The sequence below is a fragment of the Pseudomonas sp. 10-1B genome, from assembly GCF_000935045.1.
GTDB lineage: Bacteria > Pseudomonadota > Gammaproteobacteria > Pseudomonadales > Pseudomonadaceae > Aquipseudomonas.
On the sequence record NZ_JYKS01000060.1, the window covers coordinates 1 to 26,714 of the forward strand.

At 53.5% G+C, this 26,714-nt stretch carries 18 protein-coding genes and 6 pseudogenes; 19 read left to right on the forward strand and 5 right to left on the reverse strand.

All coding sequences use genetic code 11. The annotated features are described in order from the left end of the window. Positions 1–159: 159 nt before the first annotated feature. The 5 genes and pseudogenes from TZ03_RS25115 to TZ03_RS25135 form a co-directional block, all read right to left on the reverse strand. Positions 160–477: a hypothetical protein gene (locus TZ03_RS25115; RefSeq protein WP_051101083.1), complete on the reverse strand. Its 318-nt coding sequence runs from the start codon at positions 475–477 to the stop codon at positions 160–162. 89 nt (positions 478–566) lie between these two features. Further along, complete coding sequence (locus tag TZ03_RS25120; RefSeq protein ID WP_003248391.1) at positions 567–863, reverse strand: immunity protein Tsi6 family protein; 297 nt, start codon at positions 861–863, stop codon at positions 567–569. Further along, a pseudogene (locus TZ03_RS25125) lies at positions 860–1,282 on the reverse strand (polymorphic toxin type 46 domain-containing protein); the annotation flags it as partial. The gene TZ03_RS25120 and the pseudogene TZ03_RS25125, both read right to left, overlap by 4 nt. Positions 1,283–1,319: 37 nt before the next feature. After that, a complete protein-coding gene (locus tag TZ03_RS25130; protein WP_177328504.1) occupies positions 1,320–1,862 on the reverse strand; it encodes a hypothetical protein in 543 nt (180 codons plus the stop codon). 10 nt (positions 1,863–1,872) lie between these two features. Further along, entirely contained in the window at positions 1,873–2,889 is a 1,017-nt protein-coding gene (locus TZ03_RS25135; RefSeq protein WP_051101084.1) for a hypothetical protein, read from the reverse strand. A gap of 310 nt (positions 2,890–3,199) precedes the next feature. On the opposite strand from TZ03_RS25135, the gene tssI reads away from it, so the two are divergent. The 19 genes and pseudogenes from tssI (at position 3,200) to TZ03_RS25220 (ending at position 26,457) form a co-directional block, all read left to right on the forward strand. Next, positions 3,200–5,053, forward strand: a complete 1,854-nt coding sequence (gene tssI, locus TZ03_RS25140; protein WP_051101085.1) for a type VI secretion system tip protein TssI/VgrG — start codon at positions 3,200–3,202, stop codon at positions 5,051–5,053. Positions 5,054–5,063: 10 nt separating this feature from the next. Then, entirely contained in the window at positions 5,064–5,648 is a 585-nt protein-coding gene (locus TZ03_RS25145; protein WP_051101086.1) for a DcrB-related protein, read from the forward strand. Positions 5,649–5,683: 35 nt separating this feature from the next. Further along, positions 5,684–6,151 carry a DcrB-related protein gene (locus TZ03_RS25150; RefSeq protein WP_051101087.1) on the forward strand — a complete coding sequence of 156 codons (468 nt, stop codon included), beginning with the start codon at positions 5,684–5,686 and terminating at the stop codon, positions 6,149–6,151. A gap of 6 nt (positions 6,152–6,157) precedes the next feature. Further along, positions 6,158–10,381 (forward strand): RHS repeat-associated core domain-containing protein, encoded by a 4,224-nt coding sequence (locus TZ03_RS25155; RefSeq protein ID WP_051101088.1) that lies wholly within the window; start codon positions 6,158–6,160, stop codon positions 10,379–10,381. Further along, positions 10,359–10,796, forward strand: a complete 438-nt coding sequence (locus TZ03_RS25160; protein WP_053388463.1) for an NTF2 fold immunity protein — start codon at positions 10,359–10,361, stop codon at positions 10,794–10,796. Before TZ03_RS25155 ends, TZ03_RS25160 begins: the two co-directional genes overlap by 23 nt. A 196-nt stretch (positions 10,797–10,992) precedes the next feature. Beyond that, positions 10,993–13,165, forward strand: a pseudogene (locus TZ03_RS31645) (RHS repeat-associated core domain-containing protein); the annotation flags it as partial. A gap of 367 nt (positions 13,166–13,532) precedes the next feature. Beyond that, positions 13,533–14,069, forward strand: coding sequence for a hypothetical protein (locus TZ03_RS30820; RefSeq protein ID WP_152645538.1), 537 nt, complete (start codon positions 13,533–13,535; stop codon positions 14,067–14,069). Between the two features lie 459 nt (positions 14,070–14,528). Further along, positions 14,529–17,757 (forward strand): annotated as a pseudogene (locus tag TZ03_RS25175) (RHS repeat-associated core domain-containing protein); the annotation flags it as partial. Then, positions 17,751–18,215: a hypothetical protein gene (locus TZ03_RS30825; RefSeq protein ID WP_152645539.1), complete on the forward strand. Its 465-nt coding sequence runs from the start codon at positions 17,751–17,753 to the stop codon at positions 18,213–18,215. The pseudogene TZ03_RS25175 and the gene TZ03_RS30825, both read left to right, overlap by 7 nt. A 326-nt stretch (positions 18,216–18,541) precedes the next feature. Next, positions 18,542–20,129, forward strand: a pseudogene (locus tag TZ03_RS31655) (RHS repeat protein). Further along, a complete protein-coding gene (locus TZ03_RS31150) occupies positions 20,126–20,293 on the forward strand; it encodes a hypothetical protein (protein ID WP_160297752.1) in 168 nt (55 codons plus the stop codon). Before TZ03_RS31655 ends, TZ03_RS31150 begins: the two are co-directional and overlap by 4 nt. Before the next feature lie 136 nt (positions 20,294–20,429). Then, positions 20,430–20,957, forward strand: coding sequence for a hypothetical protein (locus tag TZ03_RS25190; protein WP_051101090.1), 528 nt, complete (start codon positions 20,430–20,432; stop codon positions 20,955–20,957). 224 nt (positions 20,958–21,181) lie between these two features. Further along, positions 21,182–21,691, forward strand: a pseudogene (locus tag TZ03_RS31660) (hypothetical protein); the annotation flags it as partial. Between the two features lie 68 nt (positions 21,692–21,759). Then, positions 21,760–22,551, forward strand: a complete 792-nt coding sequence (locus TZ03_RS29330; RefSeq protein ID WP_236692896.1) for a hypothetical protein — start codon at positions 21,760–21,762, stop codon at positions 22,549–22,551. A gap of 44 nt (positions 22,552–22,595) precedes the next feature. Continuing rightward, positions 22,596–23,609, forward strand: coding sequence for a hypothetical protein (locus TZ03_RS25200; RefSeq protein ID WP_051101092.1), 1,014 nt, complete (start codon positions 22,596–22,598; stop codon positions 23,607–23,609). Positions 23,610–24,018: 409 nt separating this feature from the next. After that, positions 24,019–24,553, forward strand: a pseudogene (locus TZ03_RS31665) (DUF6531 domain-containing protein); the annotation flags it as partial. Positions 24,554–24,787: 234 nt separating this feature from the next. After that, on the forward strand, positions 24,788–25,105 hold the full coding sequence (locus tag TZ03_RS25210) for a hypothetical protein (RefSeq protein ID WP_051101094.1): 318 nt from the start codon (positions 24,788–24,790) through the stop codon (positions 25,103–25,105). A gap of 490 nt (positions 25,106–25,595) precedes the next feature. After that, positions 25,596–26,033, forward strand: a complete 438-nt coding sequence (locus tag TZ03_RS25215) for a hypothetical protein (protein WP_051101095.1) — start codon at positions 25,596–25,598, stop codon at positions 26,031–26,033. Beyond that, positions 26,026–26,457, forward strand: coding sequence for a tetratricopeptide repeat protein (locus tag TZ03_RS25220; RefSeq protein ID WP_051101096.1), 432 nt, complete (start codon positions 26,026–26,028; stop codon positions 26,455–26,457). The genes TZ03_RS25215 and TZ03_RS25220 overlap by 8 nt, the downstream gene beginning before the upstream one ends. Positions 26,458–26,714 lie beyond the last annotated feature (257 nt).

Below are 26,714 nucleotides of genomic sequence, written 5' to 3' on the forward strand. Positions count from 1 at the left end.
ATCGGGAGCGCAGCATCGGGCATCAGGTGGACGCTTGGAATGTGGGGATGATGGATCCCTTACTCTGGTCAAGACGCTCAGATTAGGCACGATTGGCGCTCTGCGTCTGATTGATCAAATGGATTGAACTCATGAAAAGATGGCAAGGCTGCCCGCCCATCATCCTTGGGAGGGCTTCTCCCCCATGCGCGCCTTGAGCTTGCGCAGGGTAGGGGACTCGCCCCCGGACTGCTCGATGCGAAACTCGGCGAAGGCGTGCTCGAGATCGGCATACTGCTGCAGCCCTTCTTCGGTGAACAGATAGCTTCCGGGGATGTCGCGCCATTCCGTCGGGGTGCGGATCCGCTGCTGCTTTGCCGCGTTCAACAAGAGCGTCAGCTCTACACTCAACTTCATGGCGGCCGGGTCGTGTGACTTCAGCCGGTCAATGATGACACGCAGCGCTTTCGATTTTTGCCGGAGTGCGTAAATGTCCATCGTGGCTCAGCCTGCTGAGTGTAGGGTCTATAGCTTTCGTCAGTGACTGCGCTCGATGTTCAGTGGCTGGCCTGATCGAGCGTCGGCAATCAATCGGGCAGTTGAATTTTGAGGCCACGAGCCGACTGGATGGCGACGTAATAGGCGTCTTTCAGTGCTCTGGCCAACTCGGGGTCATTTTCTTCGAATTCTTTCGAGGCAATGGCACCGATACTGAGTTGGTGGAGTTTCGATTTATCTTGCTCGCGCCCTTCGAACACGGCTTTCACATAGTCAAGTTGATTAAGTAGCATCCCATAAATGGGGTAAGCGGGACAGGCCTTGTTCCGCTGCGCGGTGATATCGATAGCCTTCTGTACATAGCCGAGGGGGGTTGTGGGTTTCATAATGCACCTGGTGTTATCAGTTTGAAGAGCTCGCGTTGGCCAGAGGTCATCTGCCGAGCACCGCCAATGGCGTTATAGGGCTGGGAAGGAACGGACCAGGTATCCAATACCGGTGCCGAGGTGCTCCTCAGCAGCGTGACCTTCTCAGTGCTCTGGTAGACGTTCACGATCTTGGGCACGATGGTTTCGGTTTTGTAGATTTGGCCAAGCGGGTTGATCCCCAGTTGCCCTGGCACCACGTCTGGGGTAGGAGAGTACCACATGCCTTGCCGGCCGCCGGGCACCTGGAACTGCCAAAGTGTATTGCCACGGTTGATAGTTTCCGTGTCGGCTGGTTGAGTGAAACCCAGGCCGTTCATGTAGCCTTCGTAGTCGTCAGGTTTGTAACCCTGCGTTTTGAAGAAGCTGGCGGCTGTTTCCTGGCTGCTACGTCAGCGATTGGGCATGAGAGGAAAATTATTCATCCATATTGATGCACAACTTCTTACCGTCTGCATTTTTGCAGGGCCATTTGTTTTCTGTATAGCTGTCAGGGATGAAGCAGAAACCAGGGTGGCTTACCCAATAGGTCTGCCAGGCCGAGCCAGATTTTCTCAATTGAGGGCAGATTGTATAGTCTAGTGTGTTGAGTGCCACTGTTGTGATGATGGCCACTAGAGGGGCGACAACAATCAATGAGTAGACAGAGGTTTTCAGCATGCAGGTCTGGAATTTGGCAAGACCAGATTTACTGGTTGGCGCGAATCTTTTACCTGTGCATATTGCGAATGCGCTGGCAACGGTGCAAGCGAGCATAACGGGTGGCGCCATGAGCAAGCCAAAAGCCATATAAGGGACTTCGATGGCAGAGGCCTGGCGCCAAAGCTTTCCGTAAATTGGCAACACGTGTGCAATTAGCCAATAAATGGAAAATAGGCCGGCGCCAGCGCAGATCAGAAGCGTCAGTGCAGCGAGTAGTCTGAATTTGATGGATTCAAAAGAAAGGGTACTAACTGTCATTGTTGCCTGCTCAAAACTTAGGAAGATTGAAGTTCGGAAGACGAGGGAGGTTAGGCGCTTTTGGCCAGTTAAAGTCTGGAGTGCTTGGGATAAGGCGGGAGGGGATCTTGTCGAGCAGCCATGATTTCGCTTCGTCGACGGCGGTGTCAATTACGGCATCGGTTACGCTGTTGATGACATCGTTTTTATAGCGTTCGAGGGTGCGCGTGTCTATTGACTGAATTTTTTCAGTTATTAGTTGCACATGCTCGACGGCATAATTCAAGCTGGCTTTGACAGTCGCTTTTATCTCCATTTCGTTGTCAATCGCATTGAGGGCAATGCCTACAACGAAAATCATCGCCGCTCCCGCAACTAAAGGCATTGCTGCGCTAGCCGCAACGCCGGCGACCAGTGTGGCAACCGCATAGCCAATAGCCGATCCTATGCCCGCTTTTACAAGCTCAACAAATACCCCACCCAAAAGATCTGCCACTGTGGCTTCATCGCTAAAAAACCACTCAAGCACCTCAATACCGACGGCCACATAGCATGAGAGCCTGAACCCCGCAAGGGAAGAACCTCGGATACCGTATTGCCCGATACCAAATTCGACAAGTTGTGCGTTGCGAATGCCGTACCGGGTTCCCCTAAGTATCTGCCGAAGACCAGGACGCCCCGTCAAAATTACATATTGTTGGCCTCTGTAAGTACTGTAACGAATCTGAGTGCCGAAGCCCCCGATGTTCCGTAATAGCAATGTAAGATCATAGGTATCATTGACAGCCAAAAGCACTGGGGAGCCCCAGCTAGTATTTACCAAGCGGTGAATACTGTCGTTGTACACTGGCTGGGTCGCCCCCCGTATACCATCCAACATCCAATTTTGTGACCGGGAACACACTTTCAAGGGGATGCATGGGCTCTGTCGCCTCTCGTTGGAGGCGGCCAGGTGAACTGCGTCCTCACGGCTCATGATTACCAGTTCTGTGCGGTTTTCATCCATTTGCCTGTCTAGCTGAGTAAGCTGGGAGCTATTCAAACCCATTGTCCACTTCCTGTGTCATCTGCCTTGATTGGGGCGCATTTCAGGACGGTAAGGTGCCTTTGCTTGAGCTGAAAGTCAAAGAGGCATATTGCTATCATTTGTAGCATTTTCTCAGCAGGGAACCTTCGATCAATCTCAGAATAGCCGCCCGAGAGGCACGCTACGTAGATGCTATGTACGCTGTCTCGGGTAGTTTTCACTTGTTTGGCAAGGGGTATACGCTGGCGGGTGGCCAAATGCCACCATTTGACAGTAGTCGTCTGTGACGCTTTGATGAGAAGATTTTCAGCTTGGTGCAGGGAGCAAGAACATGATTACGGACGCCCTCGAGAAGATGCTTTCTCAGCATCGACGCCTGATAACATTCGATTCTCCTCTGCCTGCCGAGCAGGAGCTGCAGCTCCTCAGCTTCACGGGCCATGAGGCGATTTCGGAGCTGTTCCACTTCAACGTTGAGCTCATGTCCCAAGATGCCCGGATCGAGCTGAAGAAGCTCATAGGCAAGAAAGTGACAATGGGCATAGAGTTGGTGGATGGTAGCACGAAGTACATCAGTGCTCATGTTTCGGATTTCATTCATACTGGCGCCGATGGTGGGGTGGCTAACTACAGTGCAGAACTTGTTCCCTGGCTGTGGATTCTCAGTCGTCGTCGCGATTCGCGCATTTTTCAGGACAAGACGACTGAACAAATCGTCAAAGAAGTCTTCGCTTACTACTTGACGCTGGCTGATCACGAGTTCCGGCTGAGCAAGCCGCTCAAGCCCATCAGTTACTGTACCCAGTATCAGGAATCGGACCTCAACTTTGTCTTGCGCCTGCTTGAGCAGGAAGGGTTGTTTTTTACCTTCCAGCACAGTCAGGAAGGGCATCGAATGATCATCAGCGACGATAGCAGCGTTCTGACGCAGCTTGCTGGTCAACCGGTCATCCGTTATCACCGTGCATCGGTCACTGAGACCGATGACTCCATTACTGCCTGGTCTTCCAGTCGTCGTTTTCAGCCGACACAACTGACCCTCAAGTCCTTCGACTACAAGCAACCCGGCAATCCGCACCTGGTTCAGCTCGAGTCGATAAATCAGCAGGGGGAGGTAGGCCGGTTAGAGGTCTTCGACTACGAAGGCCTCTACGGGTATGCAGATGCTGACGAAGGCATGCGCAAGGCACGGCATCGTCTCGAGGCCATGGAGGTTCAGGGAAAGGTCTTCAGCGGCAAGAGTAATTGTCGGGCAATGGAGCCTGGCTATTACTTCGAACTTTCGCAGCACTATGATCACGACAACGATCCCCAGGAAGAGCGTCAGTTTCTAATTCTCTCGGTCAAGCACTGGGGACAGAACAACTACAGCAGCAGCGGCCAGGCTGGTTATCAGAACAACTTCACATGTATTCGCAGGAAAATCCCGTTCCGGCCAAGCCTGAACACCCCTCGCGGTTTAATCAGCGGGCCGCAGACAGCTATTGTCGTCGGCCCACCAGGCGAAGAGATCTACACCGATGAACTGGGGCGAGTAAAACTTCAGTTCCACTGGGATCGCAATGGCGAATTCAATGACGAGAGCTCCTGCTGGGTCCGTGCAGCCCAATCCGGCGCAAGCGGCGGCTTCGGCAGCATCCAGATCCCACGGGTCGGTGACGAAGTGGTGGTGGTGTTCCTCGACGGCAACCCCGACCGCCCGCTGATCATGGGCAGTCTGTACAACAGCACCAACACACCGCCATGGTCGCTGCCGGCGAACAAGACCCAGAGTGGTTTCCTGACCCGGTCGATGAAGGGCGATGGCGGTACCGCCAACTTCTTCCGCTTCGAGGACAAGGCCGGCGCCGAGCAGATCATCATGCATGCCGAGCGCAACATGGATACCGAGATCGAGCTGGATGAGACCCATGATGTGGGGAACAATCGCTCGATCACTGTTGGTGGTACGCACACCGAAACAGTCAAGAAAGACACGGTGGTGCAAGTGACCGAAGGCTCTTACACCCTGCAGGTCGACAACCAGTTCATACAGGTGGCCGCCAAGCAGCACATCATCCTGCAGGTGGGCGACAGCAGCATCACGCTGACCCCGGAAGGCATCGAGATCAAAGGCAAGGTCATCGTGACCACCAGTACCGACACCACCCAGATCACTGGCGCCGCAGTGCGGATCAATGACTGAGGCAAGGTTCATGTACAAGCCCTCGATCTACGACCGCATCTCCGCCAAGCGCGAAGCGCAAGAGGAGGCTGCGCGGCTGGCCAAGCTGGCGGAAGCTGCCCACGTGCCCGAGCCTGTTCTCGAGCAGGAACCAGTGCCGGCAGCATTGCAGGATGTGGCCAGCGGTTTCACCTTCGCTGGTTTCAACCTGCAGTTTCCGGTCGGATTTCGTTTTCGCGATATCCAGACCACCATCGAGCATGAAGGCGGGCCGGTCAGCCTCAACATCCGCCGCCGTGATGTGCGCTCCAGGCAGACCTTGGAGCAGCTGTTCGAGGCCGCGATCCAGGCCCTGCGCGAATTGACCCCGCAACTGCGCGTGATTCGTCAGCGTGACTGCCACGTGGCTGGCAACCCGGCCAAGGTCCTGGATTTCCACTTCAATGCCGGCCATGAGCCCCGGCACGGTCGCCTGGTCGGTGCATTGGTGCCTGTCGCAGGCAGCGAGTCGCTGCAATGGCTGGATATTTCCAGCGTGATCGACCCGAGCAAACCGGGCCTGAGCCAGTGGCTGGCCGAGTTCGACCGAATGCTCGATGGCTTCACACTGAGCTGACACCCGATTTTTTCGCTATCAGGAATTTTCATCGCATGGATTACGAGTTGCAGGAAGGCGGCATCGCGCTGCCGGCAGGTTTCGAGGACCGTACGGTCAACATGTTCGTCTTGGGTGCCAGTGTTCCAGCACCGTTGAGCATCACCATCTCGCGTGACATCTTGCTGCCGGACGAAGCGCTACAGGCCTACGTCGATCGCCAGGTCAAGATGCTCACCTCCAAGCTGCGCGGCTACACCCGCATGGGCAACAAGGCCGTCTCGCTCTCGGCTACCGCCCCCATTGCCGGCATCCAGATCGACGCCTACTACATGAACCAGGGCCGCCCGTTGTACCAGCGTCAGGCCGCCTTCATCATCAGCCCCGGGCGTGCCCTGATCTTCTCCACCACTGCACAGGCCGACTTCAGTGCCCAGCAGAACCAGGACTGGGACAACCTGCTGGCCAGCTTCACCCCACGCAATCCGGTCGCAACCAACGCCGAGCCCGGCGAACAGGAGTAACCCCTCATGTTCGAAGCGGCCAGGTTCGGCGACGAGATATCGCACACCAGTGCGCTGGGGGGCTTCCTGATCGGGGCAGCCCTGGGTATCGCACTGGTGGCCACGGTGGCCATCGCCACCTTCACCTGCGGGTTCGGCGTGGCCTTGCTGGCCGGCCTCGCAGCCGGTATCGGAGGCAGCTTGCTGACCGCCGCCGGAGAGGCGATAGGCAGTATGTTCTCGTCCCCCTCAGGGACGATAACCACTGCCTCACCCAACGTCTTCATCAACAGCCGCAAGGCCGCCCGCGTCGAAAAAAGCATCGGTGCCTGCGACAAGCACCCAGGGCCGGTGCAAATTGCCGAAGGCTCGACCAACGTCTTCATCAACAGCGTCGCGGCGGCGCGCAAGGGCGACAAGCTGACCTGCGGCGCGACCATTTCCGGTGGTTCGGACAACGTCATCATCGGCGGCGGTACCTACCGCTACCTGCCAGTGGACGACGAAATCCCGGAATGGCTGCGCACTACCGTGGATGTGCTGATGGCCATCGCTGGTGCTGCTGGCGGTATCGCCCAGTTGATCAAGGCCGGCACCCAAGCCGGCATGAAAGCCATCATGCCCTGCGCCCTGAAGTTCACCGCCGGCTTCGTCGCCGGTGAGGTGGCCAGCCGCTATGTGGTCGAACCCGTGGCCCGCAGGGCCATCGGCGGCCTGGTCGGCAACCCGGTAGACCTTACCACCGGCCGCAAACTGCTCCCCGATGAAGTCGACTTCAGCCTGCCAGGCCTGATGCCGATCGAGTGGTCGCGCTTCTACGCCAGCGACCTGACTGTCGACAGCGTGCTTGGTCGCGGCTGGGTGCTGCCGTGGGAGCAGAGCCTGCGTCGCCAGGGCACATTCATCTACCTCACCGACAACCAGGGCCGCGAAGTCCCGTTCGTGACCTTGCAACCGGGTGAACGGATCTACAACCCGCACGAACAGGTGTACCTGGTGTGCACCGAAGGCGGCCACTACATCCTGCAGACCCTCGACAACCTGTTCTTCTACTTCGGTGAGGTGCCAGACACCAACACCGACGTGCCGCTGCAGCGTATCGAGAACGCCCTCGGCCACTTCCTGCACTTCACCCGCACGCCCGACGGCACCTTGACCGACATCAGCACCACCGGCGGCACCCGCGTGCACCTGCACTACGACAACCCGCTGGGCCGCCTGACTGACATCAAGCGCGTGGTCAACAACCAGGCGGTCGAAACGCTCACCCAGTACCGTTACGACGAACACGGCCAGCTGAGCGCGGTGATCAACCGCAACGGCGACACCGTACGCAGTTTCAGCTACGCCGAAGGCCTGATGGTGACCCACAGCAATGCCTTGGGCCTGGGCTGCCACTACCGTTGGGAAACCCTCGGCGGCAAGCCGCGCGTGGTCGAGCACTGGACCAGCGACGGTGAGCACTACCATTTCCGCTACGACCTCGACGCCCGTACCAGCTGGGCCACCGACGTGCTCGGCCGGGAACTGGAAGTGCAGTACAACGCCGACCACCGCGTGATCGCCAGCCGTGACTACGGTGGCGAACGCTACGCCATCGAGCTGGACGAGCACGGCAACATGGTCGGCCTGGGCTTGCCGGACGGTAACCAGCTTGCGTTCACCTACGACGAATACGCGCGCCTGCTCGAAGAAACCGACCCGTTGGGGCGCAAGACCGTTTACGAGTACCACCACCTGACCACGCTGGTGACCCAGGTCACCTACCCGGACGGCAGCACCTGGCAGGCGCGTTACGACGACAAGGGCAACCTGCTCGCCGAAACCGATGCCCTCGGCCAGATGACCGAATACCTCAACAGCGATGACGGCCTGCCGCACACGATCATCGATGCGACCTACAAGTCCAAGTACCTGTGGTGGAACACCCTGGCCCAGGTCGAGCGTTACCAGGATTGCTCGGGCAAGAGCACGTATTACCGCTACGACGAGCGTCAGCATCTCGTCGCAGTGACCGATGCGCTGAACCAGACCACCACGCTGGAACGCAAGCCGGACGGCGAAGTGCTGCGCATCCACCATCCGGATGGCACGGCGGAAACCTTCACCTACAACGTCTACGGGCAGGTACTCAGCCACACCGACGGCAAGGGCCAGACCACCCGCCTGATGCGCACCGCCCGCGGCCTGCCCAGCAGCCGCCAGGATGCCAAGGGGCAGCGGGTACGTTACGAGTACGACAAGGCCATGCGCCTGACTGCGCTGATCAACGAGAACAATGCGACCTACAGCTTTGCCTACGACGTGTCGGACCGGCTGACTGAAGAGGTGCGGGTGGATAACCTGACCCGGCGCTTCAGCTACAACGTCGGTGGGCATCTGACGCGACTGGATGAGATTGGCTATGGCGAAAATGCCGAGCGTCCAGAGCGGCACACGCTGTTCGAGCGTGATGCCATTGGCCGCTTGATCGCCAAGATCAATAGCGATGCACAGCAGCAGTTCACCTATGACGACGGTGACCGGTTGCTGAGCATTGAGCGCCACCCAAGTGGTATCGGCAAGCAGCTGGGCGTGACCGAAGAAAAGCTGGAGTACGCCTACGACCTGCTGGGCCGGCTGACGCAGGAAATCACGCCCGCTGGCACCTTGGGCTACGAGTACGATCCACTCAGCAACCTGACCACGCTCACGCTACCGGATGGGCGCAAGGTCAACCACCTGTACTACGGCAGCGGGCATCTGCACCAGTTGAACCTGGACGGCCTGGTGATCAGCGACATGGAGCGCGACGACCTGCATCGCGAGGTCTACCGCACTCAAGGCAAGCTCACCAGTTGCTTCGGCTACGACGCCATGGGGCGCAAGGCCTGGCAGTTTGCCTCAACCTTGCCAGCGGACAAGCTCTCGCAGGTACACAACACCGGTATCAATACCTCGTTGCTGGTGGAGCATGCCTACAACCCGATTCACCGTCGTTACCAGTACGACCCAGCGGGTGAACTGGTGCGCACGCTCGACAAGCTGCGGGGCGAGATCAAGTACGAATACGAAGCCAACGGCCAGTTGCGCAGCCGTGATACCGGCTCGCTGGTAGGCAGCGAAGAGTTCCGCTACGACGCGGCGGCGAACCGGCTGAACTTCAATGCGCGGCAGTTTGACAAGGTCAAGGACAACCGGATCAAGCAGTGGCGCGATCAGGAGTACCGCTACGATCCGTGGGGCAACCTGATCGAGAAGCGCTCGGGGCATGGCAAGCTGCAGACCTTTGCCTATGACTGCGAAAACCGGTTGGTTCGGGCTGAAACAGTGGTCAATGGCAAGCTGGAAAGCACCGGGCGGTACCGCTACGACAGTCTGGGGCGGCGGGTGGCCAAGCAGGCTGAGATCGATGGGCAGGTCGAACATAAGCGCTTCCTCTGGCAAGGCTTGAGGATGCTGCGTGAAGAGACGCCTGGGCAGAGCATTCTTTACCTGTATGAACCAGGGAGCTACGCGCCGTTGGCGCGGATTGATCAGGCGGAAGGGGAAGGGCAGAAGCTTTATTACTTCCATACGGATCAGATTGGTACGCCACTGGAGTTGACGGATAGCGACGGAAAGATTGTCTGGCAGGCGACGTATCGTTCGTGGGGGACAATTGAGAGCCTGACGATCCAAAAGGTCACTCAGAATCTAAGGTATCCAGGGCAATACCGAGATGTTGAAACGGGGCTGCATTATAACACCTTCCGTTACTATGACCCGGAGGTGGCACGATTTACCACTCAGGATCCTATTGGGCTACTGGGCGGTTTCAATCTTTACAGTTATGCTCCTAACTCCACCGGATGGCTTGATCCTCTAGGGTGGTGTGTCAACACCAATGTGACAAGGGGGGCAGCAGGTCAACCCTTGAGGGCAACTGCTACTATCACGAAGAATGACCTGAAAACAGGTACAGCTACCAATCAGTCCTCAAGGGCTTGGGCCCGTATGCTGGGCAAGCAGGATGATGACGCTGGACATATAATTGGCAAGCTTCTTGGCGGTTCGGGGGGGAAGGATGGAGTGTTCCCTCAGCTTTCTAAAGTCAACCGTGGCTTGTTTAGGGATTTTGAAAAACAAATCGCAAAAGATGTCTTCGATAATGGGCCTGTTGATGTTGAGCTCGTATTTAAGTACGGCGCCGGCGGCACAAGGCCAACAAAAGTACTTTATAATGTATTCAGGAATGGGGACCTTGTAGATGGAAAAATATTCAGCAACTGATCTGGGTGAGGAGTTTGGCAAGGCGCTGAAGGGATTTATGCGTGAAATGTATAATTGGGAGATGACATACTATCAAAAAAGTATTGATGCCTTTGATAGTGACTTGTCGGAAACGGATCTTGAAGAAGCCATGCGTAAGGATCTTTTGAAGATTTTTCGACAATATGTGCTTAAAGGTGGAAGGAATTATGATAGGGTGGAAAATTTGGTTTGCGGTAGGCATCCTGAGTATGATGAGGCAAATGATCAAGTGGAAGTCATTGATAGTGATGGAAAAAAGGTTTCTGTTGTTATAAAGAAAGCGAAAGGCTTGGCTGCTGTGTTTCGACTGAACTTTGTTGTGGATGATGGTGTGTATATGGTTTCAGGTCGGGACTTGCAGCATGGGCAAAAGTGGCAAAAGACTTATGTCTGACGCCTGATTGAAGGCTCGGTGTCTTTTCAGAGAGGCTTGGTGTTACTGGTGTTCTTTAATAAATAGTCTTTAGAGGCGATTGCCAACTTTGTCTCAGTCGTCTCATTTTCAATTTTTTGTTTGATACATGGAGCTATTCGCCTTCAAGTTTTCGTCGGTTTAAGCTTTCCGATAGCAAAACCTGACATTTAAGTAAGACGAATTCTCTCGGCTGATCGAGAAACCGACCCGCTGGGCCGCAAGATCGCCTACGAATACCACCACCTGACCACGCTGGTGACCCAGGTCAGCTACCCGGACGGCAGCACCTGGCGGGCGCGTTACGACGACAAGGGCAACTTGCTCGCCGAATTCGATGCCCTCGGCCAGATGACCGAGTACCTCAACAGCGATGACGGCCTGCCGCACACCATCATCGATGCGACCTACAAGTCCAAGTACCTGTGGTGGAACACCCTGGCCCAGGTCGAGCGTTACCAGGATTGCTCGGGCAAGAGCACGTATTACCGCTACGACGAGCGTCAGCATCTCGTCGCAGTGACCGATGCGCTGAACCAGACCACCACGCTGGAACGTAAGCCGGACGGCGAAGTGCTGCGCATCCACCATCCGGATGGCACGTCGGAAACGGCCAGGTACTCAGCCACACCGACGGCAAGGGCCAGACCACCCGCCTGATGCGCACCGCCCGCGGCCTGCCCAGCAGCCGCCAGGATGCCAAGGGGCAGCGGGTACGTTACGAGTACGACAAGGCCGTGCGCCTGACTGCGCTGATCAACGAGAACAATGCGACCTACAGCTTTGCTTACGACGTATCGGACCGGCTGACTGAAGAGGTGCGGGTGGATAACCTGACACGGCGCTTCAGCTACAACGTCGGTGGGCACCTGACGCGACTGGATGAAATTGGCTATGGCGAAAATGGAGAACGACCACAACGGGCCATCATTTTTGAGCGTGATGTTGCTGGTAGGCTTGTTACTAAAACTTCGAGCGACGCGCGGCAAGAATATGATTATGACAAGGTCGATCGACTATTGAGCATCAGTCGAGAGCCAACAAGTGCAGGCAGGCTGGCAGGGGTAACTAAAGAGAAGTTAGAGTGTGCATACGATAGTCTGGGGAGGCTAACACAAGAAGTTACGTCCAGTGGCACACTTAGTTACGCGTACGATCCGCTCGATAATCTAATCACTTTAACCCTGCCGGATGGGCGAAAGATCAATCACCTATATTACGGCAGCGGGCATTTGCATCAGATGAGCCTAGACGGCCAAGTGATCAGTGACATGGAGCGTGACGACTTGCACCGCGAGGTCTACCGTACTCAGGGCAAGCTCACTAGTTGCTTTGGTTATGACGCCATGGGGCGTAAAGCATGGCAGTTTGCCTCGACCTTGCCAGCCGACAAGCTGTCGCAGGTGCACAACACCGGTATCAACACGTCGTTGCTGGTCGAGCATGCCTACAACCCGATTCACCGTCGTTACCAGTACGACCCGGCGGGGGAGCTGGTGCGCACGTTGGACAAACTGCGTGGCGAGATCAAGTACGAGTACGAAGCCAACGGCCAGTTGCGTAGCCGCGATACCGGCTCGCTGGTGGGCAGCGAAGAATTCCGCTATGACGCGGCTGCGAACCGGCTGGATTTCAACGCGCGCCAATTCGACAAGGTCAAGGACAACCGGATCAAACAGTGGCGGGACCAGGAGTATCGCTACGATCCGTGGGGTAACTTGATCGAGAAGCGCTCAGGGCATAGCAAGCTGCAGCACTTTGCCTATGACTGCGAAAACCGCTTGGTACGGGCGGAAACGTACGTCAGTGGCAAGTTGGAAAGCACAGGACATTACCGCTACGACAGCCTCGGGCGGCGGGTGGCCAAGCAGGCGGAAATCAACGGCGAAGTCGAACAGAAGCGCTTCCTTTGGCAAGGCTTGAGGATGCTGAGCGAGGAGACGCCTGAGCAGAACATCCTGTACCTGTACGAGCCGGGCAGCTATGCGCCGGTGGCACGGGTCGATCAGGTTGAGGGCGAAGAGGAGAAGATCTACTACTTCCACACTGACCAGATTGGTACGCCGTTGGAGTTAACGGACAGCGACGGAAAGATCGTTTGGCAAGCAAAGTATCGTTCTTGGGGAGAGATAGAGCTGCTGGCAGTCAACACAGTTGAACAAAACTTGCGGTTCCAAGGGTAATACTCTGATACGGAATCTGGACTGTACTACAACACGTTCCGATATTATGATTCGCAGGTGGGGCGTTTTATATCTCAGGATCCAATTAGTCTACTAGGAGGAATAAACCTCTATCAATATGCAAGCAATCCACTTGTCTGGTCAGATCCATTAGGGTGGGCGGTCAATCCTGCTAATGCTACACATATCACATATGAGGGTGTAAAAAATGGTAAACCGTATATTGGCTATGCTAGTAAACCAGGGTTAGGACATTCAGCTCGTGATGTGCTGGATTACCGGTATTCAAGCACTGCGCATTTTGATGTGCCGCCTGAACCATTTTTTGTAGGTGATGGCCAAGAGGGAAAAGATATTGCAAGGGGGTTGGAGCAGAGGGTGTTTGAGGATAGAGGGGGCTAGAAGGAACATCTAATAAACAGAATCCTGTCGGTGTGAATAATCCAAGTAGAGATCGGTACCTCGCGTCTGCAGATGAACACAGAGCTCCGGGTGGTAAAGCAAAAGCTAGAGTAAACGTAAAAGGTGCTGCAGCATGTTAAAATCTTTAAAGTGGCAAGAAGGCTTAGTTTTAAGCGTCAAGATAGAAGAAGGTTTGTATACCATTGCTCAAATGAGAAGTAATTATCTTTTGGAGGTTTTTGATCTTTTTAGGATTGATGATGACTGGAGGGGCGTTGATTTAAATAGCGTTGACGTGTTGTTTACTATTGTTGTTTCGATAAAAAATATTAAGAGAATTTTTTCTAGCATAGTTTCTGATGAATTTACTGTGCCAAATAATCGGCCTGCGGAAAAATGCATGCTTTCGGCGATATTTGGAACTCCAGGAAATACTGGTGCGAAACTCATAGAGCTGTCTGAGGACTATTCGAATATTGGAGCGCGAGTAATCAAAGATACCCTATCTCCAGATCGGGATTTGGCTCTAATTCATCGTTATGAGCTCTGCGGCATGGTGGGTGACCCTGAGAAAATTATTTTGCGCATTAAAAATTATCGAGAAACTGGAGTTAATTGGGATCCATCCAAAGAGTTTCTGTTTCCCGGTATTCAACGGCCGCTAGGCTAAAACTTCTGGATTCGATATGGCAGGGCTCGATGCAAGAATTTTTTGGGATCAGTTGAATTTTTTGGAAGGAGATGAAGATTGCTTAGCAGATCTGAGGCCCATATTGAGTGCATTGGTGGTCGATTTGATTGAGATGCCTCGCTCTCAATATGGTCAGCCAATGCTTTTACTGTTTAAACGGTGTGTTCTCAGTGTGAATGCGCTGGGAGCGTCAATCGAAACAATTGAAAGAGACTCTTTGCTTGACGTTTTGTACAGGCTTGGAGAGCTCGTCTCACTACCGAGAGATAGCTGCTATCTAGAGGCATGGCGGGGAGATTGGTAAGGATTGATTGATTTTCTTTGACTTTACTATGATTTTCTTGTTCTTTAAAATTTAGGTTGGAATTGGAGGGCGTCTACCGTCCTCTAATTATTTTCCTATGTTTTCTTTTTCTGAGCGAGGACTAGATTGGTTAGGGCGAGCCCATCTACAACCCGCACGAACAGGTCTACCTGGTGTGCACCGAGGGCGGCCATTACCTGCTGCAAATCCTCGATAACCTGTTCTTCTACTTCGGGGGAGGTGCCCGACACCAATACCGAAGTCCCGCTGCAGCGTATCGAGAACGCCCTCGGCCACTTCCTGCACTTCACCCGCACGCCCGACGGCACCCTGACCGACATCAGCGCCACCGGCGGTACCCGCGTGCACCTGCACTACGACAACCCGCTGGGCCGCCTGACCGACATCAAGCGCGTGGTCAACAACCAGGCGGTCGAAACGCTCACCCAGTACCGTTACGACGAACACGGCCAGCTGAGCGCGGTGATCAACCGCAACGGCGACACCGTGCGCAGCTTCAGCTACGCCGAAGGTCTGATGGTGACCCACAGCAATGCCCTGGGCCTGGGCTGTCACTACCGCTGGGAAACCCACGGTGGCAAACCGCGCGTGGTCGAGCACTGAACCAGCGATGGCGAGCATTACCATTTCCGCTACGACCTCGGCGCCCGTACCAGCTGGGCCACCGACGTGCTCGGCCGGGAACTGGAAGTGCAGTACAACGTCGACCACCGCGTGATCCCCAGCCGCGACTACGGTGGCGAACGCTACGCCATCGAACTGGACGAGCACGGCAACATGGTCGGCCTGGGCCTGCCGGACGGCAACCGGCTTGCGTTCACTTACGACGAATACGCCCGCCTGCTCGAAGAAACCGACCCGTTGGGGCGCAAGACCGTTTACGAGTACCACCACCTGACCACGCTGGTGACTCAGGTCAGCTACCCGGACGGCAGCACCTGGCAGGCGCGTTACGACGACAAGGGCAACCTGCTCGCCGAAACCGATGCCCTCGGCCAGATGACCGAGTACCTCAACAGCGATGACGGCCTGCCGCACACCATCATCGATGCGACCTACAAGTCCAAGTACCTGTGGTGGAACACCCTGGCCCAGGTCGAGCGTTACCAGGATTGCTCGGGCAAGAGCACGTATTACCGCTACGACGAGCGTCAGCATCTCGTCGCAGTGACCGATGCGCTGAACCAGACCACCACGCTGGAACGTAAGCCGGACGGCGAAGTGCTGCGCATCCACCATCCGGATGGCACGGCGGAAACCTTCACCTACAACGTCTACGGCCAGGTGCTCAGCCACACCGACGGCAAGGGCCAGACCACCCGCCTGATGCGCACCGCCCGCGGCCTGCCCAGCAGCCGCCAGGATGCCAAGGGGCAGCGGGTACGTTACGAGTACGACAAGGCCATGCGCCTGACTGCGCTGATCAACGAGAACAATGCGACCTACAGCTTTGCCTACGACGTATCGGACCGGCTGACTGAAGAGGTGCGGGTGGATAACCTGACCCGGCGCTTCAGCTACAACGTCGGTGGGCATCTGACGCGACTGGATGAGATTGGCTATGGCGAAAATGCCGAGCGTCCAGAGCGGCACACGCTGTTCGAGCGTGATGCCATTGGCCGCTTGATCGCCAAGATCAATAGCGATGCACAGCAGCAGTTCACCTATGACGACGGTGACCGGTTGCTGAGCATTGAGCGGCAACCAAAGGGGACTGGCAAGCAGCTCGGGATCACGGAAGAAAAGCTCAAGTACGCCTATGACCTGCTGGGCCGGCTGACCAAAGAAATCACCCCCGCCGGAACGCTCGGTTACGAATACGACCCGCTCAGCAACCTGACCACGCTGACTCTGCCAGATGGTCGCAAGGTCAACCACCTGTACTACGGCAGTGGGCACCTGCACCAGTTGAACCTGGATGGCCAGGTGATCAGCGACATGGAGCGTGACGACCTACACCGTGAGGTGTACCGGACCCAAGGCAAGCTCACCAGTTGCTTTGGCTATGACGCCATGGGGCGCAAGGCCTGGCAATACGCCTCGACCTTGCCGGCCGACAAGCTGTCGCAGGTGCACAACACCGGTATCAACACGTCGTTGCTGGTCGAGCATGCGTATAACCCGATCCACCGCCGTTACCAGTACGACCCGGCGGGGGAGCTGGTGCGTACGCTGGACAAGCTGCGGGGCGAGATCAAGTACGAGTACGAAGCCAACGGCCAGCTGCGCAGCCGCGATACCGGCTCGCTGGTGGGCAGCGAAGAGTTCCGTTACGACGCGGCAGCGAACCGGCTGGATTTCAACGCGCGGCAGTTTGCCAAGGTCAAGGACAACCGGATCAAGCAGTGGCGGGACCAGGAGTACCGCTACGATCCGTGGGGTAACCTGATCGAGAAGCGCTCGGGGCACAGCAAGCTGCAGCATTTTAGCTATGACTGCGAGAACCGGCTGGTGCGGGCAGAGACGTTGGTCAATGGCAAGCTGGAAAGCTCCGGGCACTACCGTTACGACAGCCTCGGGCGGCGGGTTGCCAAGCACGCGGAAATAAACGGCGAGGTCGAGCAGAAGCGCTTTCTTTGGCAAGGGCTCAGGATGCTATGCGAGGAAACGCCTGGGCAGAGCATCCTGTACCTGTACGAGCCGGGTAGCTATGCGCCGTTGGCGCGGGTCGATGAGGTAGAGGGAAAAGAGCAGAGGATCTACTACTTCCATACTGACCAGATTGGTACGCCGCTGGAGTTGACGGACAGCGACGGTGAGATCGTTTGGCAGGCGACGTACCGTTCGTGGGGGGCGATTGAGGAACTGGCCGTCAAGCAGGTCGAGCAGAATCTGCGCTTTCAGGGGCAGTATTTCGATTCTGAAACAGGACTGCACTACAATACGTTCCGATATTATGATTCTGGTGTTGGACGATTTATCACCCAGGATCCAATAGGTATAGAGGGTGGGTTTAATCTATATCGTTATGTGCCTAATCCGACTGGCTGGTTTGATCCGTGGGGGTGGGAATGTTGGAGTAGTGCAAGGAGGAACTACTGGAAAGCCGAAGCCAAAGCGCCTACGAGAACATACTCCGCTGCGAACACGGCTCGTATGGCCGATGGTAAAGCACCAAAAATAACTGTAGAAGTGATTAATAGAAGAACGGGGCTTCCAGAGACCAAACACGTTTCGATGGAACTACATCATAGGGACATTCCGCAGCGAATAGGTGGCGACGGAGTACACAAGACTCAAAACCTGGATGCTCTGACACCTTGGGAGCACGAAGCGGTTGACCCGTTTAGGCATGCAGGTAGTGACTTGGTTAGGATTATTAAGGGGCTTGACGTATGGTAACTGCAGAAGATATTCGTGCTTGGATCAATGGCGATATATATGCCAATTTACTAAGCGCTGTCGTTGGAAAGCTAAAGTTGCGGGTCAATTTTGATCCTGTTCCTGATGTGGTTCTTCAGCTTGATGCTAATAAATTTAACTTGGCAAAGCTGGAGCCGGCTGCACTGGTCGCTGTTGCGCAGGATGTTGATTTGGTTTGTTGCTATATTGCAGAAAAACTTAAGTTGCTTAGTGGGGTGCCTGATGAGCAAGAAGGTAAAAGCCCGGAGGATGAAGATGATGTAGTTATAGAAACGCATGCATTTTATCAAAATTTTTTGGATTTATATTTAATTGAGCTGTACTTCTTAAGTTTCGATTCAAATGCATTGGATGGTTACTTGAAGTCTATTCGAATCCCCGGGGCCAAGAAGTACTCGTCACAATTAAAGATGATATATAAGGCGATAGCGGAGTGATGTGCCGCGCTCTGGCGAAACTGCTGAAGGATTGTGCTCGCGATAACTCATGATGTATTCAATGTTATTGCTGATGATGAGGAGTACTTGAGCTTCTTCTGGGTGGCCCACGATCTTTAAAAACGGAGCTTCTAAGGGTGGTCATATACGAGCGTGACCACCTCGTCGCAGTAACTGATGCGTTGAACCAGACCAATACTCTGGAACGCAAGCCCGATGGTGAAGTGCTTCGTATCAATCATCCGGACGGCACTGCGGAAACCTTTACCTACAATACCCTTGGCCAGGTGCTGAAGCACACCGATGGAAAAGGCCAGACAACCTACCTGCAACGCACCTCGCGCGGCCTGCCCAGCAGTCGCCAGGATGCCAAGGGCGAGTGGATCCGCTACGAGTATGACAAGGCTCTGCGCCTGACCGCACTGATCAACGAGAACGGCGCTGCCTACCGCTTTGCCTATGACGCGTCGGACCGCCTGAGCGAAGAGGTGCGGGTGGACAACCTGACCCGGCGCTTCAGTTACGACGCCGGTGGTCATCTGGTGCGCCTGGACGAAATTGGCTATGGCGAAAGCGGCGAACGTCCGGAGCGCCATACGCTGTTCGAGCGTGACGCCATTGGCCGCTTGATGGCCAAGGTCAATCGCGATGCACGGCAAGATTTCGAGTATGACGAGGCTGACCGGTTACTGAGCATTCAGCGCCACCCAACAAGCGCGGGCAAGCAGCTGGGGATCACCGATGAAAAGCTGGGTTACCGCTACGACCTGCTGGGGCGACTGACCCAGGAACTGACCCCAAGTGGGGCACTGGACTATGAGTACGACCCACTTAGCAACTTGACCACGCTGAGCCTGCCGGATGGCCGCAAGGTCAATCATCTGTATTACGGCAGTGGGCACCTGCACCAACTGAATTTGGACGGCCAGGTAATCAGCGACATGGAGCGCGATGACCTGCACCGCGAGGTGTACCGGACCCAGGGCAAACTCACCAGTTGTTTTGGCTATGACGCCATGGGGCGCAAGGCCTGGCAATACGCCTCGACCTTGCCGGCCGACAAGCTGTCGCAGGTGCACAACACCGGTATCAACACGTCGTTGCTGGTCGAGCATGCCTACAACCCGATTCACCGTCGTTACCAGTACGACCCGGCGGGGGAGTTGGTGCGCACGTTGGACAAACTGCGTGGCGAGATCAAGTACGAGTACGAAGCCAATGGCCAGTTGCGTAGCCGTGATACCGGCTCACTGGTGGGTAGCGAAGAATTCCGTTACGACGCGGCAGCGAACCGGTTGGACTTCAATGCGCGGCAGTTTGCCAAGGTCAAGGACAACCGGATCAAGCAGTGGCGGGATCAGGAGTACCGTTACGATCCTTGGGGCAACCTGATCGAGAAGCGCTCGGGGCACAGCAAGCTGCAGAGCTTCAGTTACGACTGCGAGAATCGGCTGGTGCGGGCGGAGACGCTGGTCAATGGCAAGCTGGAGAGTATCGGGCACTACCGTTACGACAGCCTGGGTCGACGGGTTGCCAAGTGCGCTGAAATCAACGGCAAGGTCGTTTGGCAGGCTATTTATCGCTCCTGGGGGGGCGGTGGAAAGGCTTGCGATTAATGATGTCGAGCAGCACCTGCGGTTCCCCGGGCAGTATTTTGATGGCGAAACAGGCCTTCACTACAACACATTTCGCTTTTACGACCCCGAGCCGGGGAGATTTAACAGTCAAGATCCTATTGGTGTTTTGGGTGGATTCAACTTATATCAATATGCCCCAAATCCTTGCATCTGGATGGATCCTTGGGGGTGGTGTGGTGAATTAAGTGGGAAGGCTAGGCAAGTTAACGACTTAGCTGGCGGGGGGATGCGAGAGCTATACGGAGTTCCACCGTTTCAATCGTGGAGGCAAACGTGAATGGGACGCCACAATTGTTTGCGGCTGGTAGCGGAGGCCGTCGATCATCCGAGCAGCGCGAGTTGCTTCAAGAGCTTGGAGTGCCTAAAGAAAATATTTTCAACGACAGAGCCTTTGTGAAAGATTTCGAAAACTGGAAAATCATGCTGGGCGTACAATTTTAAGAAATCTGCCATAAGACGCTGTGGTGCCGCGATGGGGAGTGCCATGGGGGAGGACTGCAAAGAAACGCTTCATGCCCAAGCTGTCAGCCTCATGTAGATATCGCTGGCGGATTTTTTGATTGATAAGGAGATAGAAATGACATTTCCGTCGGAGGGAAAGCAAATCCTGCTAGGCGCACTGAGGGTTTTAACACCAACTGAGCGTGCAAAATTTAGTGCTTGGTGTCTGTACTATTTTGAGACCGACCCCGGCATAATTGTTTTCTTTGAAAAAGTATTGGGCGGTCAGGCAAAAAATTGGGTGGCCAGTCTGGCTAGGAGGTTATGGTCGTATGATGGTAGTGCCGATATATCGCAGAGTGATCTTAGTTTTTTAGAGGTGTTGGATTGGGATGTTGATGCTGTTTCTGAGTCAGATATTGATGTGTCTCAAGGGCTGACGGACTATCTTGCGGCGGCAGCTTTTGCCGTCAAGGGAGTGCTAACGGGCAGAGAAGAAGATATCTATGCTTGCTCTGAGAACGTCATAAATAGATTGGATTATCTCATGAGTTTTAATGAATACGAAACAAATGAGGATCTAGTTGAGGCTGAGTTTGAGAGTCAAGTTGATTTTCTGAGGAGTGTGAGCTCAGGTCAATTGAAAATTGACTGGTCTCGGTAGTCATTTTTAAAGATTTGTAGGCTTGATTTTTAGGTTGGGATGGATTAAGGCAAGCTCAGTTCATTGGCTCGCAATATTTATAAAGTGCCGCAGTGCTGGCGGCTTTTAATCCATCTTGCTGTGCTGTTCTTTAATAATTGATATGTATTGGGGTCTCTATGAGCCCTTCTTTTTATGTTGTGAACCGATTTAGAGGGGGCACCGCTCGTCATTGGTAATAGAGCTACGACGATGGCGACCGGTTACTGAGCATCCAGCGCCACCCAACAGGGGCGGGCAAGCAGTTGGGTATCACCGATGAAAATATGGGCTACAGCTATGATCTGCTGGGGCGGCTGACATAGGAATTGAGCCCGAGTGGTGCGCTGGACTACGAATACGATCCGCTCAGCAACCTGGCCACACTGACGCCGGATGGTCGGAAGCTCAACCACCTGCACTACGGCAGCGATCAACTGCACCGCGAGGTCTACCGTACCCAGGGCAAACTCACGAATTGCTTCGGCTAAGGCCTGGCAATTTGCGTCGTCCTTACCAGCCGACAAGCTTTCGCAGGTGCACAACACCGGCATCAATACCTCGCTGCTGGTGGAGCACGCGTATAACCCGTTCATCGTCGTTACCAATACGGCCCCGCCGGTGAGATGGTGCGCACCCTCGGCAAGCTGCGTAGTGAGATTAAGTACGAATACGAAGCCAACGAGCAATTGCGCAGCCGTGATACCCTCTCGTTGTGCATCTGACATGAAGGCTATACTGGACGAATTTATTTCGGAATATGGGTGCTTATATGTGCTTGGCAATGGCTCTATATGGTACTGAAAAGGTTACACCTGAACTGGCGTTGAAGCTGGGGGTGTCATATTTTTCGTTTATTAATTTGCCGATTACGGGCGCTGCGTATTACAAACATCTCTCCAATGGTGATCATGTTGGTGATCACGATTTAATTGAGGTGACACTGGAGGTACTAATCGAAAAAATTGCAGCAGGAAGCGCATCTTCTTTCAGGCTTTATAATGAAGCCGATGGCTTTTCGCCATGGCGCGCATCTTATGGATATAACACAGAGAGTTTTGCCAGCTTTTTTCATATAGATGCCCAGTCAAGTGGAGAGCAGTCTTCGCTTGATTCCTATATAGATTTTTTTAAAGAGGTTGTTCGAAGATCGTCTGAATCTTCGATCTATGGTGCTGCATACCGAAGCGTGAGCGTAGGCAAAGGATTTAATTATGCTGCGGGAGAAAATTTCGTTTCTCTTTATCCATTTGAAAACTCCGGAGCATTCAGAAAGGAAGTGTCGGGTCGATATAATGGTCAGGAGAGATATAAGGGCGAGCTCCTGCGAATGGTTTATGAGGTTAATCTTCTTAACTTTCACCATTTAAGACTTGATGTGGGAGGGATGACGTTGGACAAGTGGATTTCAGAAGACCCTAATAACGGTGTGCTGGAAAAGCTTTCTGAAACAATATTTATTTGGCTGGTGCATTCTGAAAATCTTAGTCTCATAAACGAAAAGCTTGGGAGATTGGGTTTGTTGTTGTCTTGGAAAGCGACTGCTAAGAAGGCGTCTGCCAGGAAGCTACCTTAACTCATTGGCGAGATCGAAGGGCGCAAGTCTGCGGGGTCCAGTTAATGAAAGATGATATGGCTAGATATATAACAGTTAACGATTCGAGGTTGGTGGCTAGCGGTAACCTGCAGATTGGAAGTGCGTTATTGGATTTGAATGAGGTTGACTTTGGAGAATTCAGATCTACTCAGCGTAAGGTCATTGTTGGCTGGAGTGGTGAGGAGCGCGCTAGATACTCTTCCGCTGTGCGCAGTCGAGAGATTTCAACCAAGGAAATATCCGTTAACGATGAGTCCGGTGGAAGAGTTATACTGGATCTGGGCTGCGAAAGGTTAATATTGGGAGAGCTAAAAGCAGCTCCAAAATCCTATCAACTGTACGTGAACGTGTCCCTGGAGATCCCGTTAAAAGCTTTTGGAGATGTGCCAGATCACATCAAGCCCCTACTCCAGTACTCTGAGATCGTGCGGGTCACGATTGATATCTCTTGCGGTAATGACGAGGAGCGCACACATACAATTTCCAAACGACCAGTGTACGATGGATATGGAAATCTGGGTTTTTTTATCGCTGATCTGAATAAAATGAATGAATACATTGTTTCTCGGCTGGGGAGCGGGGTTGTTAATCTCAAAGACGCTTTTTGTGAAACTGAGATTGCTAATGAGTTGTTTGCTGAGGGCCTATTGGTCTTGGTATGGGGAATGACTCCGTGGCATTATTACTTGTATGGTGTGGATGAGCCTGAAGACACTGCCTTTATCCCCAGGCTTTCTAGGCCTCAGTTCCAAGGTACTTACAGGTTGCGGCGTGACATTAAAAATCCTAGTGTTGTGCCAGGTGAGTTTCTGCTGAATTGGCCAGAATGTATGGCAAAAAAATTTCCAACTATAACAGTAGCTGGCAATGGGGAGGTGTTAAAGATCGAAGTCAATGTCATGGGCTTTTACGTGCCGAATGTCGGCATTGGTCCTCCAATGTCGGTGATTATCGCAAGCAGGGAGGATGGCGAGCCCAAGATTGATCCTCTACTGATGGTAGATATTGAGGCAGTTGAGCCTGGGTTGTGTTTTTGATTAATTTTATTGTGCCGACTTATGATGTTTGGAAAGTATGAGTGTCGACTATGACGAGCGCATTCCCTCTGGGTCTTTCGCTTCATGGCCCTCTTCATGCTAGTAAGTTAGAGCTGGCACATCGAGGCAGGGTGATCTCAAGAAAGTTAAGTATATTCGCCAAGCTTGATTTTCTTAAAGGCGCTACTGAAAATGCCAGTCATGGAAAGCGTTTATATTTTTTCGGCTAAGCGAGAACAGCTATAATTGCCTATCTCAAAATTTTTTGAGGTCGAGAATTATTATTCGGTCGCATTGTCCTGATCGATTTTAGGGTAATTTGATCTTTAAAATTTTGGATGAATGGTGTGAGGCGTTTTGCGCCTCGCATAGCTAATTGTTATCGTAAGTTTCTTCTTAAATATTTAATAGTGGCATGAAAGCGATCATACCGTGCGCCCTGAAGTCCACTACAGGCTTTGTCGCCGGCGAGATGGCCAGCCGCTACGTGGTCGAACCGGTGGCCGCAGGGCCATCGTCGGTCTGATCGGCAACCGGTGGATTTGACCACTGGCCGCAAACTGATCCCCGATGAAATCGACTTCAGCCTGCCTGGCCTGATGCCAATTGAGTGGTCGCGCTTCTACGCCAGCGACCTGACTGCCGACAGCGTGCTTGGCCGCGGCTGGGTGCTGCCGTGGGAACAGAGCCTGCGTCGCCAGGGCACATTCATCTACCTCACCGACAACCAGGGCCGCGAAGTCCCGTTCGTGACCCTGCAACCGGGTGAACGGATCTACAACCCGCACGAGCAGGTGTACTTGGTGTGCACCGAAGGCGGCCACTACGTCCTGCAGACCCTCGACAACCTGTTCTTCTACTTCGGTGAGGTGCCAGACACCAACACCGACGTGCCGCTACAGCGTATCGAGAACGCCCTCGGCCACTTCCTGCACTTCACCCGGCGGGATGCTAAAGGGAAAATTGTAAAAGATCCGCTGACCGGGGAAGGTCGACGAGTAGACTTTGTTATCAAAAGAAAGGAAGTTACGAGCCTCACGGCGCCAGAAATTGCACAGTTGGAAAAAATGCGTATTCGTGAGGTTAGCGGGATAGTTGTACGCGAGCCAGGGACAAAAAAATTAATTGAAGTTGATGATATTTCAGCTGTGATTCGTGCGAGATAAGAGAGATTGTAGATGAGTGACTTGGATTTCACATTATGTAATATTCCGATGCTTTTGAGTCGTAGTAAGAGCGAGGCTTATCAGAGGCAGATTGTTGATCGCTATACTTCGATAATGAGTTTTTTATGGTCGAAAAAACTCATAAAGTTAAATCCATTTGACGATGAGGGGAGGCTGAGGCTGGATTTGGTTATTAAGAAATCCGATGTTACCAGTGAATGTTTGGAGCTGTTTAAAAAAGCAATCCCAGCTTGGCATTCCTTTGTTGATAAAGGCGGACGGGTTGAGGATGTAAGCAGGCTCGAGAGGGGCTTGGTTAAAATGCACTGACCCCGCCGGGCTGGGGTTAGGTCAATCACCTGTACTATGGCAGCGGACACCTGCATCTCCTATGCATTTGCACCTAATTCGACTGGCTGGATTGATTCGTGGGGGCTAAACGGTCGAACTGAATATCTAGGCAGGACGCCCGGCCGGTCCAGTAAAATTGGTCGCGAAGTTATAGAGGCCATGAAGAAGGAGGGGCGAATCCGAGGCCAGGGTCAGGATATGGAATTCAAGAGCTCGACCGACAAGTAGTGGTAGTCGGTGGCAGAAGCCGATATGGCACACGAATATGACGCGGTAATTTATTTGAATAATTTAGGAGGCTTCTTTGGTGCCAAATCCAAAGAGGTTCGGAAATGGGTGCTCGACTATGGTAATTATGAGTTAGAGCACTTTTCATTTGGCCGCTCGGTAGGTGCCAGGTTGAACCAGTTTTACAGGTCGCCAAATAATATTGTCGGGCCGCATGAGGCTTTTAATTGCTGAGGTGTGTATGAATGATTTATCGGAAATTGATTCCCTGTTGTATAAAAATATTGTAGCAGTTGTAGAAGAAGGCAACATACAGCATGAATCTGGTGCATATGAAGCTGCGCTGGAGAGGTACAGCGAGTCTTGGCACATGCTGCCTGAGCCTAAAGAGCAATGGGACCTGTCTCACTGGATTGCCAAGTGCTACTCTAGTCTTTATTTAGCGCTAGGGGCCTATGGCGAAGCGAAAATATGGGCAATCAGAGCGGTGCAAACAAAACCGCCCAGAGAAACTTCAAGCTTTATATTTCTGGGCGCATCTTATCTTGGTCTGGACGAGAAAGAGTCAGCGTACGAGTTCTTTAAAAAGGCTTTTGAGATTGGTAAAAAGAGAGCCTTTCAAGGGTTTGATGGAAAGTATTTTGGCTTCTTAAATGGCTATAAAGACAAAAATGAGTGAGTTGTCGGATCAACTGTATGAAAAAATTCTTGCTCTAATCGAGCAAGGTAACTTGTTGATGGATAAAGGGGAGTACCCAAGGGCGGTTGAGGTTTATCGAGCTGCATTGATGGAGCTGCCCCAGCCCCATACTCAGTGGGAGGCTTTTGTGTGGCTTAAAGCCAGTATTGGGGATGCATTTTTCCTTATGGAAGAGTACGACGTTGCGGCGGAAGAGTTTTTTGACGCCATGAATGGTGTGGATGGTTCCTATAACTGTTTTGTGCTATTGCGACTCGGTCAGTGTCTGTACCAACGAGCAGATCCAGCTGCACTAGATTATCTTTGCAAGGCCTATTTTTTAGAGGGTGATGACATTTTTAGTCATGAAAATAAGAAATATTTAGAGGCGGTTAAGTCTGTGTTGGGTAAAGGGGGCGGTTAACAAACTCAGTGGTAGGCAGGATCTGTGTTCAGAACCTGTTCTAGGTCTATTAAATCTACTTGTTCTGTTCAGAAAGGCTTGTTACATGGGGCGGCTGCGAGACTTGTCTCTGTCGTCTCGTTTGCCTACTCCTATCAAACAAAATATAAGTCATTGTTTTATAAGGTTTTTATTTAAGAGGCCTTTACCAGGTTCAATCCCAGTTTCCGAGCCTTGCGCAGCAAGGCTCGGTACTGACGCTCTTTGCTCTGCTCTTC